Here is a 17091-nt window from a genome sequence, read left to right as displayed (position 1 = left end):
GGGCGAAATCAAAGCAGACTAAGCTGGCTTTGCTGTTCAGGCCAGGGGGCCTGTATTGGATGATCGATACCTAAATCCAACACAAACTGCCGGGCTAACTGCGGAGCAGTTAAATTATCCGGGCTATGAAAAAAACAAAAAGGCGTTTTACCTTCATCCAGCCATTGCCGGACTTTCCCCAGCCAGGGTTGATAATAATGCTGATTGATAGCCATATCATCAGTGCCGACGAAACGCAGCATAGGCTGTTTAGTCAAAGCCACAGCATGCACTGGTAAATAAGGCTTTTTTCGCTGCGCATCCAGTAATGCTGCAGTAGTAGCTGGCACTGAAAATAAAGCTCTGCTGTCAAAAATCACCCGCTCTGCATCAAAGTCACGCAATAAACGGTTCAGGCCTATTTCATGTTCTGCTTTATCAAAAAACACCGGATGGCGCACTTCTACGGCTACAGAAAAGGATGAACATAGGGCATTGAGCATTTGTTTGAGCCAGCTTACATGCTCTGGCGAAAAATATGCAGGCAGCTGCAAATGAACCATTGCTAATTTGTCCGCCAATGGTGCTATCAGATCAAGCCAAAGTTGTAACTCAGCATGCTGGAACTGTTGAAACTGATGACTCAACCGCTTAGGAACTTTTAAGGTAAAACGGAAGCCATCGCTACTTTGTTCCTTCCAGCGCATGACAGTCTGGGGGGAAGGATCAGCATAAAAGCTGGTGTTGCCCTCTACAGAGTTGAAATACCGACTATAGTTAGCAAGAAAGTCTGACGGATCCAGCTTGCTGTTAAATATCAGGTTTTTCCACTGGGGGTTGGCCCAGACCGGGCAGCCAAGATAAAGCATCTGCGATTTCCGTTGTAAGAGGTTTCAGGAACATTAAGACGCGCATTATCGCTGCATTCGGGCTGTTAAACCAAGGTGAAAATTCTATCTTCAACATGATAAAAAAGTTGCTGTTGTTGTTTGTGTTACTTATGGGCTGTACTTTGCAGGCGCAAGACTCTGCAGCTGTCAGTTCACTTCCTGCTTCGCTGAAAATAGGGATCTCCAGCGACACTTATCCCTATATGTTTGTTGATGAGCAAGGCCAGCCAGCAGGTTTAGTGGTGGATTACTGGCAAGAAATCGCCAGACAGCAGGGCATTAAAACAGAATTTGTGGCTGCTGACTGGGCTGATACGCTGAGTATGCTGAGCACTGGTGTCATTGATTTACACGGTGGCCTGGGGCGAACTGCTGAAAGGGAACACGCTTATTTATTAGGCCAAAGTTATCTGGATATTTTCAGCAATGTGTTTGTGCATCGCGATCTGGCCGGAGTTCATAACTTAACTGATTTAAGGCCTCATCTGGTGGGCGTGGTTGAGCGATCCACTCACATTGACAGCCTGACCCAACAACAACCCGATCTGGTACTCAAACATTACGACTCAGTCTCTCAAATGTATGACTCTGCTTTAAGAGGCGAAATTAAAGCTTTTACCGGTCTTGATCGATTACCACCCCGTTATGGCCGTTATAAAGAGCTGATGACATTTTATCCTGTCTATAAAAAAGTGCCGGTGCGAAAGATCGAGCTGACTTTTGCGGTCGGACAGAATCAAGCGCTATTGTTGCAGCAGTTAAACGCTGCGGCTGATGCTGTAGATATGGCGTTCAGAGATCAATTAGAGCGGAAATGGCTCGGTGTGGATACAGACCCGGATACCTTGTTAGTGGGCGTATCTATTGGCAACCAGCCTTTTATGCACGTCAGCTCTATAGGGGATGTACAAGGGGTTTTTGTTGATTTATGGCGGTTGTGGTCAAAAAAAACCGGCGTTGCTATCAGCTTTGTACCCAATCAGTCGGAAGATTCCCTGGCCTATTTGCGTAGAGGCCGTATTGATGTGCAAATGGCTCAGGTTGAAAATGCGGAAAAATTCACCGGTCTGAAACCTGCCTACCATTTATATAATATTTACTCCTCTTTGTTTTACAACAGTAGCTCTGATTTGACTGATCAAGAGCAACTCAAAGGTGCCACATTCGGCTTATTGCATACAGCTAGTCTGGGTCCGCAGCTGCAACAGCAATTTCCAAATGCAAGATTGAAAGTCTTTGATACCGTTGATCAGATGATTGAAGCAGTGTTAAAGAATCAATTAAGCGGTTTTTTAGCCTCTGATGTCATAGTTCGCGCGCGTCTGCAACAAAACAGCAGTCAGGGCAGCCTTAAAGTCTTTCCGGGAATTCGTTATGGATCTGCAGTGTACTCTCTGATCCGCACCGAAGATGAAGAGTTGTATCAAAAGATCCAACAAGGTTTTTCACAAATCAGTCTGGATGAAATGGTTGAGATTGAAAGTCGCTGGCTGGATAAAGAGGCTGGGGGCTATTTTCAGACATTTCGCGACAAAGTGCCTTTAACAGCAGCCGAGCGACAATGGTTAAATCAACATCAGCAGATCCGGGTTGGCGTGATGAGCAACTGGCGTCCGGTGGAATTTGTGGATGAAAAAGGCGAAGCTCAGGGCATTACTACTGATTTGCTGAAACTGCTGAATCAACGCCTGGGCGTGCATTTTGTGCCGCAGCCCTACAGTAACTGGGAGCAGTTACTGGCAGATTTTAAAGACGGAAAGTTGCATATGGTGGCCAATATTTCAGATTTACCAGAGCGTCGTAGTTACAGTGCATTCAGCATAGATTACTGGACTTTGCAATGGATCCTGATAGGTAAACACGATGCCAGATTTGACACCAAAGTGGCAGATATGGACGGAAAACGTATCGCTGTGATGCGTGACTACCAATATGCAAAACAGCTAAAAAAAGACTTCAAGCAGCATAAAATTATCCCGGTGGATAGCTTAGATGAAGGTCTGGAGATGGTCGTTGCGGGGCAGGCTGATTTTGCACTGGATACTGTAGTGGCTTCAGGCATTGCCATGCGAGATCCCCGCTATGTTAATTTAAGAGCTTACGTACCAACTGATCTGGCAGTTTACCCTTCTTATTTTGGTGTGCATAAAGATTTGCCTGAGCTTCTGCTGATCCTGAATAAAGGTATAAAAACAATCAACGATGCAGACAGGAAGAACCTTCAGGACAAATGGCTGCATCTGGAAATCAAACAGGGCTTGGATCAAAGCCGGGTGATCCGGCTTGTGCTGCAAATCGCCGCTGTATCACTGCTGGTTATTGTTGGCTTTTTAATCTGGAATTTCTCCTTGCGCCGTGAAGTGAATTTACGCCGTAAAATCGAAGAAAAAATGCGTTTTATGGCAGGCCACGATGATTTAACCCAATTACCAAACCGCAGTCTGCTGATTGAACGTCTGCAAACCGCATTGCATCAGCATGCCCGCCATAACGAAATGCTGGCGCTGATGTTTATTGATCTGGATGGTTTTAAGCTGGTGAATGATCAGTATGGGCATGATGTGGGCGATGAGATGCTGGTGAAGTTATCTGCGCTTTTGAGTCATTGTGTACGGAAAACGGATACCGTGGCTCGTTTTGGTGGCGATGAGTTTGTGATTTTATTAACAGGTCTGGTTGATAAAGATGATGCGGCCATAGTGGCAGAAAAAATATTACTTTATCTGCAGGAACCACTGGCTTTGTCGGTGTGCCAGGCCAGCGTAGGCGCCAGCATTGGCATAGCTATTTACCCGCATGACGGCACAGATGCGGCAACTTTATTAAAGTCTGCCGACAAGCTGATGTATCAGGTCAAGCAACAAGGCAAAAGCCAATATCGTTTTAGCCGCTAATCCTCGTTTTGCGGTCAAAGCACTGCTCAGACGAACAAAATTCAATTTCCAAACCTCAACAGACCTTAAGAGCAGTGACATTAAGCGTCTTTTCTATATAATTAGCGCTCATTTTCGCAGGCAGATTAAAGTTCGATTGAAAGGATAAGTTAATGCGTAGCCATTATTGCGGTTCATTAAAGGCAGAAAACATAGGTCAACAGGTTTCATTATGTGGTTGGGTAAACCGTCGTCGTGATTTAGGTGGTTTGATTTTTATTGATTTACGCGACCGCGAAGGTCTGGTTCAGGTATTTTTTGATCCGGACTTAACAGACTTATTCTCTCAGGCTGCAGATCTACGCAACGAATTTTGTGTGCAATTAACAGGCACAGTGCGTGCCCGTCCAGAGTCTCAGGTCAACAGCGAAATGGCCACAGGTGAAGTGGAAGTTTATGCCTCCAGCCTGACGATCCTGAATAAATCAGCGCCTTTGCCTTTGGATCCAAACCAGAACAACAGCGAAGAGCAGCGCTTAAAGTACCGTTATATTGATTTACGCCGTCCTCTGATGAGCGACCGTTTAAAGTTCCGCGCTAAAGTGACCAGCTTTGTGCGTAACTTCATGGATAGTAACGGCTTTTTAGATGTTGAAACGCCAATTCTGACCAAAGCGACACCTGAAGGTGCCCGTGACTATTTAGTGCCAAGCCGCACACACAAAGGTCAGTTTTTCGCTTTGCCACAATCACCTCAGCTGTTTAAACAATTGCTGATGATGGCGGGTTTAGACCGTTATTACCAAATCGTGAAATGTTTCCGTGACGAAGATTTACGGGCTGACCGTCAGCCTGAATTTACTCAGATTGATATTGAAACTTCGTTCATGACGTCTGAGCAAGTGATGGAAGTGACAGAACAAATGGTTCACCAGATGTTTCTGCAACTGTTGAATGTCGATTTAGGCAAAATGCCTCGCATGACTTACAACGAAGCCATGCGTTTATATGGTTCAGACAAACCGGATCTGCGTAATCCTATGCAGTTTGTTGACGTGGCAGACTTGTTAAAAGAAGTGGAGTTTAAAGTATTCTCAGGCCCTGCGAACGATAAAAAAGGTCGTGTTGTTGCGCTAAAAGTACCTGGTGCCGCTGAAAAAGTCTCAAGGAAAGACATCGACAACTACACAGCTTTTGTCGGCATTTATGGTGCTAAAGGTTTAGCCTGGTTAAAGGTAAATGATATTAACGCTGGCGCTGAAGGTATTCAGTCTCCGGTTGCTAAGTTTTTAACGCCTGAAATTATCAGCGAAATTTTAAACCGTACCCAAGCTACTACAGGCGACTTAATTTTCTTCGGCGCAGACAGCTACAAAGTAGTCTGTGAAGCTATGGGCGCGCTGCGTCTGAAGTTAGGTGAAGATTTAGCTTTAACAGTGCAGGGCTGGAAACCACTCTGGGTTGTTGATTTCCCAATGTTCGAAGAAAACGATGATGGCAGCTTCTCGGCTGTACACCATCCCTTTACATCACCTTTGGACACTGCGGAATTTCTGGCCACCGAAATGGATAAACTGGATCACAGAGCCTTGTTATCCAATGCCTACGATATGGTATTAAACGGCACTGAATTAGGCGGTGGTTCTGTACGTATTCATACCCCTGAAGTGCAAGCCAAAGTATTCCAGTTACTGGGGATCAGTGATGAAGAAGCCGCTGAGAAGTTTGGTTTCTTATTGGAAGCTTTACGTTATGGCGCTCCTCCACATGCGGGTTTAGCTTTTGGTTTAGACCGTCTGGTGATGTTAATGACAGGGGCTACTTCAATTCGTGATGTAATGGCCTTTCCAAAAACAGCCACTGCCGCTTGTCCATTGACTGATGCACCAGGTGAAGCCAATCCGGCGCAACTGGCTGAGTTGGGTATTCAGGTGGTGAAAAAACAATAAGCACTCTGTTTCGATCTGTCGAAGTAATAGTGTTTTGTTGTTTTAATGCTATTTAACTATCTGGAAGCGGCTTTAGCCGCTTCTTTTTTCATGGAGTATGCACATGGCTGGTCATAGTAAATGGGCTAACATGAAGCACCGCAAGGCTCGTCAGGATGCTAAGCGGGTTAAGATTTTCACTAAACTTATTCGTGAGCTGACCGTCTCAGCCCGTATCAGCGCTGATGTGGATGCTAATCCACGCTTACGCACTGCTGTGGCTAAGGCGCTTTTAAATAATATGACCCGTGACGCAATAGACAGGGCTATTAAACGAGGCGCAGGCGAGCAGGATGGCAGCAATTATGAAGAGCTGGTGTATGAAGGTTATGGTCCTTGTGGTGTGGCTATAGTGGTTGAAACTTTGACCGATAACCATAAGCGCACAGTGGCTGATGTTCGCAGTGCTTTTACCAAATACGGCAATATGGGCACAGCGGGTTCTGTCAGCTACTTATTCAGTAAAAAAGGTATGATCTCTTTTGCACCGGGTTTATCTGAAGATCAAGTGCTGGATGTCGCTTTAGAAGCTGGCGCTGAAGATGTGGTCAGCCATGAAGATGGCAGCATTGAAGTGATCACCAGCCCTGATAGTTTCAACGATGTACGTGAAGCTTTAGACGTTGCAAAACTGGTAGCTGATGATGCTGAAATTACTATGGTGCCTTCCGTCAAAGCTGAAATGGATGCGGAGCATGTGGTGAAGTTTTTTAAATTGATCGACATGCTGGAAGATTTCGACGATGTACAAAACGTTTACCACAATGCAGAGATTGCGGATGACGTCATGGCGTTAGTGCCTTAATGGCTGTCATCCTTGGTATTGACCCCGGCAGCCGTTTAACGGGTTACGGGGTGGTACGCCAGACAGGGCAGAAATTTGAGTATATGGCCAGTGGTTGTATTCGTTTAACTCTGACGGATATACCTGAGCGGTTAAAGCAAATTTTTGATGGTGTCAGCGAAATTATTCAGCAAACCCAGCCTGATGTCTTTGCTATAGAACAAGTTTTTATGGCGCGTAATCCGGACTCCGCTTTAAAGCTCGGGCAAGCGCGTGGTGCTGCTATTGTCGCTGCAAAAAATGCTGGGCTTGAAGTCTTTGAATACTCAGCCCGTCAGGTGAAGCAAGCAGTGGTCGGTACTGGAGCTGCCGACAAAACTCAGGTGCAGCATATGATCCGCACCTTGCTGAAGCTGCCAGGTAATCCGCAGGCAGATGCCGCCGACGCTCTTGCCGTGGCTATGTGTCACGGGCATACTCACCAAAGTTTATTGCACATGGCAGGGCAGGCCACCAAAACAGTACGCGGCCGCCTGCGCTGATTTTTTCTGTATTCTGGACGTCGATATAATGATTGGATTATTACGTGGTGTTATTTTAGAAAAACAGGCGCCGGATTTATTAATAGATGTTGCAGGTGTGGGTTACGAAGTTCAGTTGCCATTAACCAGCTTTTATAAACTGCCAGAAGTCGGCAAAGAGGCTGTGATCTACACCCATTTTGTGGTGCGGGAAGATGCACAGCTTCTTTATGGTTTTCACACCAGCCCTGAGCGGGCTTTATTTCGGCAGTTAATAAAAGCCAATGGTATAGGGCCGAAGTTAGCTCTTACTATCTTATCTGGCCTGTCAGCGCAGCAGTTTGTGCGTTGTGTGCAGCATGACGATATCAGCACCCTGGTGAAGTTACCTGGTGTTGGTAAAAAAACAGCAGAACGTTTATTGATTGAAATGCGAGATCGCTTAAAAGACTGGGGGCTGACTCCAGGCACTCCTGTCACTGATCATTTAGTACTGGCTGGTGATGAAGTGGATTCTTTTGAACTGGTCGAAAGCGCAGAACAAGATGCGATCAGTGCGTTAGTGGCTTTAGGTTATAGCCTGTTGCAAGCCAGCAAAGCAGTACAAAAAATTAAGCAGGCCGATATGACCAGCGAACAGCTGATCAAACTGGCTTTGCGCAGTATGATTTAAACCAGATCTAATCTTGATTTAACCAGGAAGACTCATGATAGAAGCCGATCGTCTGATCGATACCAAAGCCAGTCGCGAAGATGAACTGATTGACCGCGCCATCCGTCCCAAATCCCTGGCGGATTATACGGGGCAGTCCCATGTCAAAGAGCAAATGGCCATTTTTATCGAAGCAGCCCGCGGTCGTGGGGAACCTTTGGATCATTTGCTGATTTTCGGCCCGCCTGGTCTTGGTAAAACCACACTGGCTATGGTGGTCGCCAATGAAATGGGCGTGAATATTAAAAACACCTCAGGTCCTGTGCTGGAGAAGGCCGGTGATTTAGCGGCGCTTCTGACTAATCTGGAGCCCAACGATGTGCTGTTTATTGATGAAATCCACCGATTAAGCCCTGTTGTTGAAGAGATTTTATACCCGGCAATGGAAGACTATCAGCTGGACATCATGATAGGCGAGGGGCCTGCTGCCCGTTCTATCAAGCTGGAGTTACCGCCTTTTACCTTAATAGGCGCAACCACCAGAGCCGGTGCTTTAACTTCGCCACTACGTGACCGCTTTGGCATAGTGCAACGACTGGAATTTTATAAAGTGGATGAGCTGGCACAAATTATTTTACGCTCAGCGCACTATCTGAATTTAGAACTTGAACTGCCAGCAGCGACAGAAATAGCCCGGCGCTCCCGTGGTACACCTCGTATTGCTAACCGTCTGCTGCGAAGAGTCAGAGATTTTGCTCAGGTCAAATCCAATGGTCTGGTACCGGTGGAAATAGCCTCAGCTGCTTTGCATATGGTAGACGTTGACGCCAGTGGTTTTGACTATATGGACCGTAAGCTGATGCTCGCTATCATCGAAAAATTTGGCGGTGGCCCTGTAGGGCTGGATAACCTTGCAGCTGCTATAGGCGAAGAGAAAGAAACCATTGAAGATGTGATAGAGCCTTTTTTAATTCAACAAGGTTTTATCCAGCGCACGCCACGAGGCCGCATTGTCTCCCCAGCAGCCTACAAACACTTTGGTTTTGATTTACCAGAATCGAATTAACGATACCTTGACACTACGATAGAGAGAAAATAGCTGTCTGTTGGCAAGAAAGTATCGCAGATCGAATAACAAAATCGCCGGGAGCGATTTTGAACAATGCGAAGCATTGGCCCTTTAGGGTGAGCGCCATGGATGGCGGCGAATAAAAAAAGCCCGCTAAATTAGCGGGCGAATGCAACAAGTTGAAGTAAATCTTCAAAATCCAGGGAACATGTTGAGAAGCAACATAATCATCTTCGAACAGATAATCACATCACCAGTATTCATCACTAAAGTTGGGGCACAAGGGCCGGAACTTTTGCGCTAGCTCAGAACACGGAGGCATTTTAGGGAGTTAGTGCAATTACTTCAAACTAGAAAAATTGAGATTTGACATTAGGTTTACTAATCTGAATAAATATCTTCTTTGGGTGAATTTTAATCGAATTTATCTGACTGCAGCTACCAAAGCCTTGAAAATTAAGGCTGGCTGAATAAGGTGGATGGTTGTTGGGAATTACTAATTTTTACATGAAAAACTTTTGAACCGTGAAAAAAACCATTAGTCGCGGTTTTTTCCCCATCCATCGCGAAGATGAAACTTTTCGTGAATATCAGAACCATAGGTTTTTTAAAGACCCTGAAATAATCCCGGAATAAAAATATTTAGTGCTGAGCAGGGTCGCCCTGTTGAGTTCAGCTGTGGCCTCCAATATCATAGCGGCCAATTTGGATGACGAAAAAGTATGATGCTTGAGGTGTTTGAATTTCCGGTCAGAGTATATTACGAAGACACCGATGCTGGTGGCGTAGTATATTATGCTAACTATCTGAAATTCTTTGAAAGAGCCAGAACAGAATGGCTTCGAAGTTTAGGTGTCGAACAAGACCTGTTGCTTCGTCAGGATATTGGTTTTGTTGTGAAAAGTGTGCAGATGGAAAACCATAAGCCGGGAAGGTTTAACCAGCTTTTGTTGGTAAAAAGTGAGATTAGGCAGTTAAAAAAGGCCAGTTTGGTATTTTGGCAGGAAATCTACAACGCGGATGCAGAATTACTTTGTTCAGCGCAGGTTAGTATTGCCTGCGTGAAACTATCATTAATGAAAGCGAGTGCAATACCTCGCGATGTTTTAGGGGTGTTATCTGGTGACAGGCGGACTATCAGTTCTTGATTTAATTCTTCACGCTAGTGTAGTGGTGCAGCTGGTTATGCTGCTGTTAGTGGGCATGTCTGTCATGTCGTGGGCCATGATCATCCAGCGCAACAAGGCACTGAATATTGCAGTTGAAGAAACAAAGCAATTTGAAGACAAGTTTTGGTCGGGTATAGACCTGTCGAAACTCTACAATGAAGTCAGCGCTAAAGTCACAGTGAACGGTGTGGAAGCTCTGTTTAAAGCAGGTTTTAAAGAGTTTGCCCGTTTACATAAAAACAGCCGTCAATCTGGTGCTGTGATGGAAGGCACTCAACGGGCTATGCGTGTTGGTTTGTCGCGTGAAGTAGAGCGTCTGGAAATGCACTTACCATTTTTGGCCACTGTGGGGTCAATCAGCCCTTACATCGGCCTGTTTGGTACTGTCTGGGGCATCATGAATTCTTTTATCGCCTTAGGAGCAGTACAACAGGCCACACTGGCCATGGTTGCGCCAGGTATTGCTGAAGCTTTGATCGCAACAGCCATTGGTTTATTTGCAGCTATTCCTGCTGTTATTGCATACAACAAGTTTTCTCATAAAGTGGAAATGCTGGAAAGTGCCTACGCAAACTTTGTCGAAGAGTTCGCTAATATTCTGCACCGTCAGGCGATGGCCAACGGAGAAAACAACTAATGTACGTCCGCAAAAAGCGCCGTATGGTGGCCGAGATCAACGTAGTTCCCTACATAGATGTTATGTTGGTGCTGTTGATTATTTTTATGGTAACGACACCTATCATCACACAAGGTGTAAAAGTTGAGTTACCTAAATCAGATGCCGAGCCTATAGAGCAGATGAAAGATGGCAAAACCCCCTTGGTCGCGACTGTGGATGAAGGCGGTTTGTATTATTTTGAAAAAGATGGCGTGAACAAAGGTCCATTTAACACTCAGGAAATGCAGTTGGAAGTGGCTGGCACTTTGCAGTTAGAACCTGGCACCCAAGTGATTATTAAAGGGGATGGCCGTGTTAACTACTCTTCCATTATCCAGTTACTGAACTTGCTGAAAGATGCCGGTGCCCCTTCCGTTGGTTTAATGACTGACGATGTGGAGCAAAACTAAGATGGAACCAGCGTTTAAGAAGTCGCTGATCATCTCGGGTGGCTTACACCTTTTGGTTGTTGTGCTGTTGTTTGCGAATTTTAATTTCTTTAAAAGCAAAGAAGTTTTAGTAGTACCTATGCCTGGCGATTTGAGCGCGCCTCTGAACGCTACTGTGATAGACCAGTCGCAGTTTGACAAGATGAAGGAAGAAAATCAGCTGAAAAAAAAGGCTGAGGAAAAGCGCTTAAAAGACCTGGAAAGGAAAAAACAGCAGGAAGAGCGTAACAAACGCCTTGAAGAGCAGCGTCTGAAAAAGCAGGAACAAGAGAAAAAACAGGCCGAGATAGCAGAAAAAAAAGCTGTTGAAGAAAAGAAAAAACAGGCCATAGAAAAAGAGAAACAACAAAAGCTTGCGGCTGAAAAAAAGAAACAAGATGACGAGAAGAAAAAGCAGCAGGAAATAGAGAAAAAGCAAAAAGAACAAGCGGCTAAAGAAAAGGCTGCTAAAGAAAAAGCAGCCAAAGAAAAAGCTGAAAAGGCCAAAGCCGAAAAAGAAAAACGTGAACGCGAAGCTGCAGAAGAGATGTTGGCTGAGCAGTTGGAAGAAGAAGCAAATGCACGTCGGGCAGCAAAAGCCGGTCAGATCCTGACCGAGAAGCAGCGCTACCTTGCGATGATTATTGCGAAAATCCAACAAAATTGGTTTGTAGACGATACAATGCGTGGCAAAGAGTGTCGGGTAAATATTCGTTTGGCCAGCAATGGTTTTGTCACCTCCAGTTCTGTAGAGGGTGGAGACAGAGCACTTTGTGAATCGGCAATGCGTGCTATACAAAAGGCGGGTAATTTCCCTATGTCGCCAGACCCTGATGTATATGACGCGTTGAAAGATTTAACAACAATTTTGAGACCGGAACTGAGATAACAATATGCTGAAGTTGATAGGAAAAAGCCTGGTGGCATTAGCCCTGGTGCTAAGTGCAAAATCGTATGCCAGTTTAGAAATTGTCATCACAGATGGTGTGGACAGTGCTCGCCCTGTTGCCATAGTGCCATTTAAATTTGAAGGCAATACTCTGCCAAATCAACGTATTGCTGACATTGTGTCTGCGGATTTAATGCGCAGTGGCAAATTTAATCCTATAGCGGCTAGCCGTATGCCACAACAGCCGACCAACAGCAAAGAAATTGATTATCAGCGCTGGATGAAACAAGGTGTTGAAGCTGTAGTTACCGGTACTATCCGCGAAGTGGGTATTAACAGATACGCCGTGCGTTTTGAGTTAGTGGACGTGTTTAAAGGTGCTTCAGGTGGTGGTTCATCTTCCGCCATTATTGGAGGTCAGCTGACCACTGGTCTGACGCATGTCCTGGATGCGCGTGAAACTACCATTAGCGGCGATCAGTTCAGACAATATGCCCACCGTATCAGCGACATAGTCTATGAAAAATTAACTGGTGAACGTGGTGCTTTTTTAACTAAAATAGCCTATGTGTTAGTGCGTGACAAAGCAGACTTCAGATATCAATTGGTTGTCGCTGATTACGACGGTGAAAACGAGCAGGTTTTATTAAGAGCAAAAGAGCCTTTAATGTCTCCGGCCTGGTCACCTGATGGTACTAAATTAGCTTATGTGACCTTCGAAAAACGTCAGTCACAAATTTATATTCAAGATATTTACACTGGCCGTCGCAGTATACTAACCAGCTTCAAGGGAATTAACAGTGCACCTAAGTGGTCACCGGATGGTCGCAAGATGGCGATGGTATTGTCAAAAGACGGCAATGCTGAAGTCTATGTGATGGATATTGCTACTAAAGCCTTGACAAAATTAACGAATCACAGACGTATAGATACTGAACCGTCATGGTCGCCAGATGGTTCTAAAATTATTTTTAGTTCAGAACGTGGTGGTAATCCACAGATTTATAGCGTAAATGTAGCTTCTGGTGTTACTGAAAGGGTAACATTTGAGGGTGAAATGAATTTAGCTGCATCTTATACTCCGGATGGGCGTGGTATTGTTATGGTCAACAGAACAAATGGTCAGTATAATATCGCCCGCATGGATGTTGAGAGTCGCTATATGCAAGTGTTGACTCGCACTTACTTGGACGAGTCACCAAGCATTGCGCCGAATGGCTCAATGATAATTTATAGTACTTTGTACGGTTCGTCACAAGTACTGGCACTGGTATCCATGGATGGGCGCTTTAAAGCACGGTTACCGGCGACAAACGGCAGAGTTAAATCTCCGGCTTGGTCACCATTTTTATAAAAAACGAAAATTTGGTTAATTGATTTACTAAGGACAACAATTATGAACTTAAACAAAGTTTTAAAAGGCTTGTTAGTTGCAGTGCCAGTGTTAACTTTAGCTGCTTGTAGCTCAACTGATGAAGTAGCTGCTACTGATGCAAACACTGGTGCAAACACGAACCAAGTGGTTGAACAAGGCCTGTCAGCTGAAGAATTGCTGCGTCAGCAATTAGAAGCTCTGCGTCAGGACAACACTATTTACTTCGACTTCGACAAGTCTGAAATCCGTTCAGAATTTGCTTCTGTTCTGGAAGCTCACGCTGCTTTCTTACGTGCTCGCACTAACATCACTGTAACTGTTGAAGGTCACACTGATGCTCGTGGTACTCCAGAGTACAACATCGCGTTAGGTGAGCGTCGTGGTCAGTCTGTGACTCAATACTTATCTAACCTGGGCGTTTCTGCTGGCCAGATGTCAGTAGTTAGCTACGGCGAAGAGAAACCAGCTGTTGAAGGTAACGACGAAAGCGCGTTCTCTAAAAACCGTCGCGCTGTTTTAGTTTACTAATAACTGATACGAAGCAAAGCAGTGAAAAAATATTTAGTTACTGCGCTTTCTGTTATCAGCATTGCCTCGTGGGCAGATCCGGCTCCAGTAGCCGATCTGTCCCGCGCTGGCGGTGGCGCTATCCAGACTCCAAAATATGCTTCCACGGCTGACCGTATAGCTGCGTTGGAACGTATTGTTGAGGCCAGAGCTAATGCTCAGGTTGCCATGCAACAGCAAGTGTCCGCTTTATTAGACGAAGTGTCTGAATTGCGCGGCGTGACTGAAATGCATTCCTACAAATTAGAAGAAATATTGCAGCAACAACGCAATATTTATCAGGAAATTGACAGAAGATTAGGCTCAGGTGCCACTTCTGGTTCAACTTCAGCCACTCCGACATCACAAAATACCGCCACACCAGCTGAACAGGCGCCTACGGGCAATCCTGCTGCTTTGGTGAATGCTGGCGAGACCCAGGCTGCTGAAACCACAGCCAGTGCTGCAGCGTCGTCCAGCCCGTCGGAAAATGATACGTATGAAAGTGCAGTGAATCTGGTACTTAAAGATCGCAATTACGATGCAGCTATTCCTGCATTTGAAAATTTCGTTCGCTCTTACCCTGATTCCAGCTACGCACCTAATGCTTACTATTGGTTAGGCCAGTTGTTTTTTACTAAAAACGAACTGCTGAAAGCCAAAGCTCAGTTTGAACGTGTGGTCGCTCAGTATCCGCAGTCTGCAAAAGCTGCAGATTCTTTAGCTAAATTGGGCCAACTGGCAGAAAGAGAAGGGGATACAGCTGCAGCCAAACAGTTCTATCAGCTTTTAGTCAGCAAGTATCCACAGTCTAAGCCTGCAAAAGCAGCGAAGGCAAAGTTAGAAACTCTGTAAGCAAATTGCTGTGCTGAATAAAAACCTGGTGAATACCGGGTTTTTTTATGTACTTTTTTCGGAAAAGTACTCTTCATATTTTTCTTTTCACAGCATATGCCCATTATTTATCTGCTGAGGGTGACTTAAAATCGAACAAAAATACGATACATTGGAATTGCCTGACCTTGTTACGACTTGGTTATAACGGGCATTTTTCTGTACATAAATGCGACAGCTCGTTTCTGTTTAACCCGTGCCTGGTATTTTATGCTGGCATTTTAAGCAGTTGAACAAAGAAAATGGCCATTCTGGTAATTTTTGGTTGCACTGGAAATTTAAATAAGTAAGATATGCGTCCGCGGCAGGGGTCATTAGCTCAGCTGGTAGAGCAGCGGACTTTTAATCCGTTGGTCGATGATTCGAATTCATCATGACCCACCACTCCCGCACCAGGTACAACTTGAATTGGGTCATTAGCTCAGCTGGTAGAGCAGCGGACTTTTAATCCGTTGGTCGATGGTTCGAATCCATCATGACCCACCAATTCAACGCCTACTTTGGGTCATTAGCTCAGCTGGTAGAGCAGCGGACTTTTAATCCGTTGGTCGATGGTTCGAATCCATCATGACCCACCACTTTCTCGATTCTCCTTGCATGGGTCATTAGCTCAGCTGGTAGAGCAGCGGACTTTTAATCCGTTGGTCGATGGTTCGAATCCATCATGACCCACCATGCAATCATCGGCTTCTTTATGTTTCCAGCTACACTTTTTGTGTATAATGCCGCACTTTTTAAAACCGGGTGGCCGTTATGGATCAAGCACTGCACTTCAACGAACTTGACTTTGTATTCCCGAAAAAACCTTTGCCGTTAAATGCGGATCAAAAAGCTGCCTACAAAGAACGTATCAAGCTTTTATTACAGCAACGTGATGCTGTGCTGGTTGCACACTATTACACTGATCCTGAAATTCAGGCTCTGGCAGAAGAGACGGGCGGTTGTGTTTCCGACTCATTGGAAATGGCGCGTTTTGGCAATAAACATCCGGCGAAAACCCTGATTGTTGCCGGGGTGAAGTTTATGGGCGAAACCGCCAAAATTCTGAACCCGGAAAAAACCGTATTAATGCCAACGCTCGAAGCTACTTGCTCACTGGACTTAGGTTGCCCGGCAGATGCGTTCAGCGCTTTTTGTGATGAGCATCCTGACCGTGTTGTTGTGGTCTATGCCAATACCTCAGCTGCGGTAAAAGCCAGGGCTGACTGGGTGGTGACATCTTCTATCGCATTAGACGTAGTGGAGCACTTAGACAGCGAAGGCAAAAAGATTTTATGGGGCCCGGATCGTCACTTGGGTGCTTATGTACAAAAACAAACCGGAGCCGACATGCTGTTATGGCAAGGCGCTTGTATTGTGCATGATGAGTTTAAAGCCAAAGCGCTGGTGGAGCTGAAAAAGCAATATCCAAATGCTGCTGTGCTGGTTCACCCTGAATCACCGGCCAATGTGGTAGATTTAGCTGACGCTGTAGGTTCTACCAGTCAGCTGATCAAAGCCAGCCAGACCATGCCAAACGACACCTTTATCGTGGCAACAGACCGTGGCATTTTCTACAAGATGCAACAAGCTATGCCAGATAAGACCTTTATCGAAGCCCCAACGGGCGGTAACGGCGCAACGTGCCGCAGCTGTGCACATTGCCCATGGATGGCAATGAACGGTCTGAAGGCGATTGAGGACGCTCTGCTGCAATCTGAAGGCCACGAAATTTTTGTGGATGCAGATTTACGCGAACAGGCTTTAATCCCGCTGGATCGAATGCTGAACTTCGCAAAATCAGCGCAAATGCCGGTAAAAGGCAACGCCTAAGTCTGTGGTGGCAATAGTTGCTGAAAATTCCAGCAAAAGAACAGGCTTATGTATTTAACTGTTGCACGGCGCGGTGATTTTCAATAGGATAGCCGCGCTTGCTGTAGCAAGCCCCGGAGAGATGGCTGAGTGGCTGAAGGCGCACGCCTGGAAAGTGTGTTTAGGTTAATCCCTAACGAGGGTTCGAATCCCTCTCTCTCCGCCAGATTAAATGAAAAAGCCCCGAACGCAAGTTCGGGGCTTTTTCATTTAAACCGGAGAGCGAGGATTTGGTTCGAACCCTATGTTCGACAAATTCGCCGGGAGCGAATTTGGACGCACTTTAGTGCGGCCCGCAGGGTCAGCACCATGGATGGTGCTGACAATCCCTTGGTTCTGCTGTCGCGCAAGAAAGTTCGGGGCTTTTTCATTTAAACCTTCGATCGAGATCTTGGTTCGAACCCTTTGGTTCGACAAATTCGCCGGGAGCGAATTTGAACGCGCTTTAGCGCGGCCCCGAAGGGCGAAGCCGGAAATAGCATTGCCAACAGTTTGGCAATGCCCGGTTGAGCGCCAGTGGCTCTG

15 protein-coding genes and 5 tRNA genes are annotated in these 17091 nt (G+C 45.7%); 19 read left to right on the top strand and 1 reads right to left on the bottom strand.

Annotated features, from left to right (window positions below; all coding sequences use genetic code 11):
• Positions 1–8: 8 nt before the first annotated feature.
• A complete protein-coding gene (locus J2W69_RS11460) occupies positions 9–848 on the bottom strand; it encodes a DUF72 domain-containing protein (protein ID WP_310278378.1) in 840 nt (279 codons plus the stop codon).
• Between the two features lie 122 nt (positions 849–970).
• Between J2W69_RS11460 and J2W69_RS11455 the strand changes: the two genes are divergently transcribed.
• From J2W69_RS11455 to J2W69_RS11365, 19 genes are all read left to right on the top strand, one after another.
• Entirely contained in the window at positions 971–3763 is a 2793-nt protein-coding gene (locus J2W69_RS11455; protein ID WP_310278432.1) for a transporter substrate-binding domain-containing protein, read from the top strand.
• Positions 3764–3915: 152 nt separating this feature from the next.
• On the top strand, positions 3916–5691 hold the full coding sequence (gene aspS, locus J2W69_RS11450) for an aspartate--tRNA ligase (protein WP_310278375.1): 1776 nt from the start codon (positions 3916–3918) through the stop codon (positions 5689–5691).
• 103 nt (positions 5692–5794) lie between these two features.
• Entirely contained in the window at positions 5795–6535 is a 741-nt protein-coding gene (locus tag J2W69_RS11445; protein WP_310278372.1) for a YebC/PmpR family DNA-binding transcriptional regulator, read from the top strand.
• Complete coding sequence (ruvC, locus tag J2W69_RS11440; RefSeq protein WP_310278369.1) at positions 6535–7056, top strand: crossover junction endodeoxyribonuclease RuvC; 522 nt, start codon at positions 6535–6537, stop codon at positions 7054–7056. Before J2W69_RS11445 ends, ruvC begins: the two co-directional genes overlap by 1 nt.
• A 28-nt stretch (positions 7057–7084) precedes the next feature.
• The gene (gene ruvA / locus J2W69_RS11435) at positions 7085–7708 is read left to right on the top strand and encodes a Holliday junction branch migration protein RuvA (RefSeq protein ID WP_310278366.1); all 624 of its coding nucleotides are present in this window, start codon (positions 7085–7087) and stop codon (positions 7706–7708) included.
• Between the two features lie 34 nt (positions 7709–7742).
• Positions 7743–8753: a Holliday junction branch migration DNA helicase RuvB gene (gene ruvB, locus J2W69_RS11430; RefSeq protein WP_008899235.1), complete on the top strand. Its 1011-nt coding sequence runs from the start codon at positions 7743–7745 to the stop codon at positions 8751–8753.
• 725 nt (positions 8754–9478) lie between these two features.
• Positions 9479–9904 (top strand): tol-pal system-associated acyl-CoA thioesterase, encoded by a 426-nt coding sequence (gene ybgC / locus J2W69_RS11425; RefSeq protein WP_310278363.1) that lies wholly within the window; start codon positions 9479–9481, stop codon positions 9902–9904.
• Positions 9879–10562 carry a protein TolQ gene (gene tolQ, locus J2W69_RS11420; RefSeq protein ID WP_473091925.1) on the top strand — a complete coding sequence of 228 codons (684 nt, stop codon included), beginning with the start codon at positions 9879–9881 and terminating at the stop codon, positions 10560–10562. The genes ybgC and tolQ overlap by 26 nt, the downstream gene beginning before the upstream one ends.
• Positions 10562–10993: a protein TolR gene (tolR, locus tag J2W69_RS11415; protein WP_310278357.1), complete on the top strand. Its 432-nt coding sequence runs from the start codon at positions 10562–10564 to the stop codon at positions 10991–10993. Before tolQ ends, tolR begins: the two co-directional genes overlap by 1 nt.
• Position 10994: 1 nt before the next feature.
• Complete coding sequence (tolA, locus tag J2W69_RS11410; protein WP_310278354.1) at positions 10995–11900, top strand: cell envelope integrity protein TolA; 906 nt, start codon at positions 10995–10997, stop codon at positions 11898–11900.
• A 4-nt stretch (positions 11901–11904) separates the two neighbouring features.
• Positions 11905–13254 (top strand): Tol-Pal system beta propeller repeat protein TolB, encoded by a 1350-nt coding sequence (gene tolB / locus J2W69_RS11405; protein WP_310278352.1) that lies wholly within the window; start codon positions 11905–11907, stop codon positions 13252–13254.
• Between the two features lie 42 nt (positions 13255–13296).
• The gene (gene pal / locus J2W69_RS11400) at positions 13297–13803 is read left to right on the top strand and encodes a peptidoglycan-associated lipoprotein Pal (protein WP_008899229.1); all 507 of its coding nucleotides are present in this window, start codon (positions 13297–13299) and stop codon (positions 13801–13803) included.
• A gap of 21 nt (positions 13804–13824) precedes the next feature.
• Positions 13825–14676: a tol-pal system protein YbgF gene (ybgF, locus tag J2W69_RS11395; RefSeq protein ID WP_310278346.1), complete on the top strand. Its 852-nt coding sequence runs from the start codon at positions 13825–13827 to the stop codon at positions 14674–14676.
• Between the two features lie 347 nt (positions 14677–15023).
• Positions 15024–15099, top strand: a tRNA-Lys gene (locus J2W69_RS11390).
• A 26-nt stretch (positions 15100–15125) separates the two neighbouring features.
• A tRNA-Lys gene (locus tag J2W69_RS11385) sits at positions 15126–15201 on the top strand.
• 16 nt (positions 15202–15217) lie between these two features.
• Positions 15218–15293: transfer RNA gene (locus tag J2W69_RS11380), tRNA-Lys, on the top strand.
• A gap of 21 nt (positions 15294–15314) precedes the next feature.
• A tRNA-Lys gene (locus tag J2W69_RS11375) sits at positions 15315–15390 on the top strand.
• Positions 15391–15468: 78 nt separating this feature from the next.
• Positions 15469–16527 carry a quinolinate synthase NadA gene (gene nadA / locus J2W69_RS11370; protein ID WP_008898889.1) on the top strand — a complete coding sequence of 353 codons (1059 nt, stop codon included), beginning with the start codon at positions 15469–15471 and terminating at the stop codon, positions 16525–16527.
• A 115-nt stretch (positions 16528–16642) separates the two neighbouring features.
• Positions 16643–16732 (top strand) — tRNA-Ser (locus tag J2W69_RS11365).
• Positions 16733–17091: the final 359 nt, after the last annotated feature.

The organism is Rheinheimera soli, assembly GCF_031457405.1.
Classification (GTDB): Bacteria; Pseudomonadota; Gammaproteobacteria; order Enterobacterales; family Alteromonadaceae; genus Pararheinheimera; species Pararheinheimera soli_A.
Note: the sequence above shows the minus strand (reverse complement) of the source record. Positions and strands in the feature narration are given on the sequence as shown.

Excerpts from the sequence above, each read along its gene's own strand:
- J2W69_RS11460 (WP_310278378.1), bottom strand. The coding sequence starts at position 848 with ATGCTTTATCTTGGCTGCCCGGTCTGGGCCAACCCCCAGTGGAAAAAC.
- aspS (WP_310278375.1), top strand. The coding sequence starts at position 3,916 with ATGCGTAGCCATTATTGCGGTTCATTAAAGGCAGAAAACATAGGTCAA.
- J2W69_RS11445 (WP_310278372.1), top strand. The coding sequence starts at position 5,795 with ATGGCTGGTCATAGTAAATGGGCTAACATGAAGCACCGCAAGGCTCGT.
- ruvC (WP_310278369.1), top strand. The coding sequence starts at position 6,535 with ATGGCTGTCATCCTTGGTATTGACCCCGGCAGCCGTTTAACGGGTTAC.
- ruvA (WP_310278366.1), top strand. The coding sequence starts at position 7,085 with ATGATTGGATTATTACGTGGTGTTATTTTAGAAAAACAGGCGCCGGAT.
- ruvB (WP_008899235.1), top strand. The coding sequence starts at position 7,743 with ATGATAGAAGCCGATCGTCTGATCGATACCAAAGCCAGTCGCGAAGAT.
- ybgC (WP_310278363.1), top strand. The coding sequence starts at position 9,479 with ATGATGCTTGAGGTGTTTGAATTTCCGGTCAGAGTATATTACGAAGAC.
- tolR (WP_310278357.1), top strand. The coding sequence starts at position 10,562 with ATGTACGTCCGCAAAAAGCGCCGTATGGTGGCCGAGATCAACGTAGTT.
- tolA (WP_310278354.1), top strand. The coding sequence starts at position 10,995 with ATGGAACCAGCGTTTAAGAAGTCGCTGATCATCTCGGGTGGCTTACAC.
- tolB (WP_310278352.1), top strand. The coding sequence starts at position 11,905 with ATGCTGAAGTTGATAGGAAAAAGCCTGGTGGCATTAGCCCTGGTGCTA.
- pal (WP_008899229.1), top strand. The coding sequence starts at position 13,297 with ATGAACTTAAACAAAGTTTTAAAAGGCTTGTTAGTTGCAGTGCCAGTG.
- nadA (WP_008898889.1), top strand. The coding sequence starts at position 15,469 with ATGGATCAAGCACTGCACTTCAACGAACTTGACTTTGTATTCCCGAAA.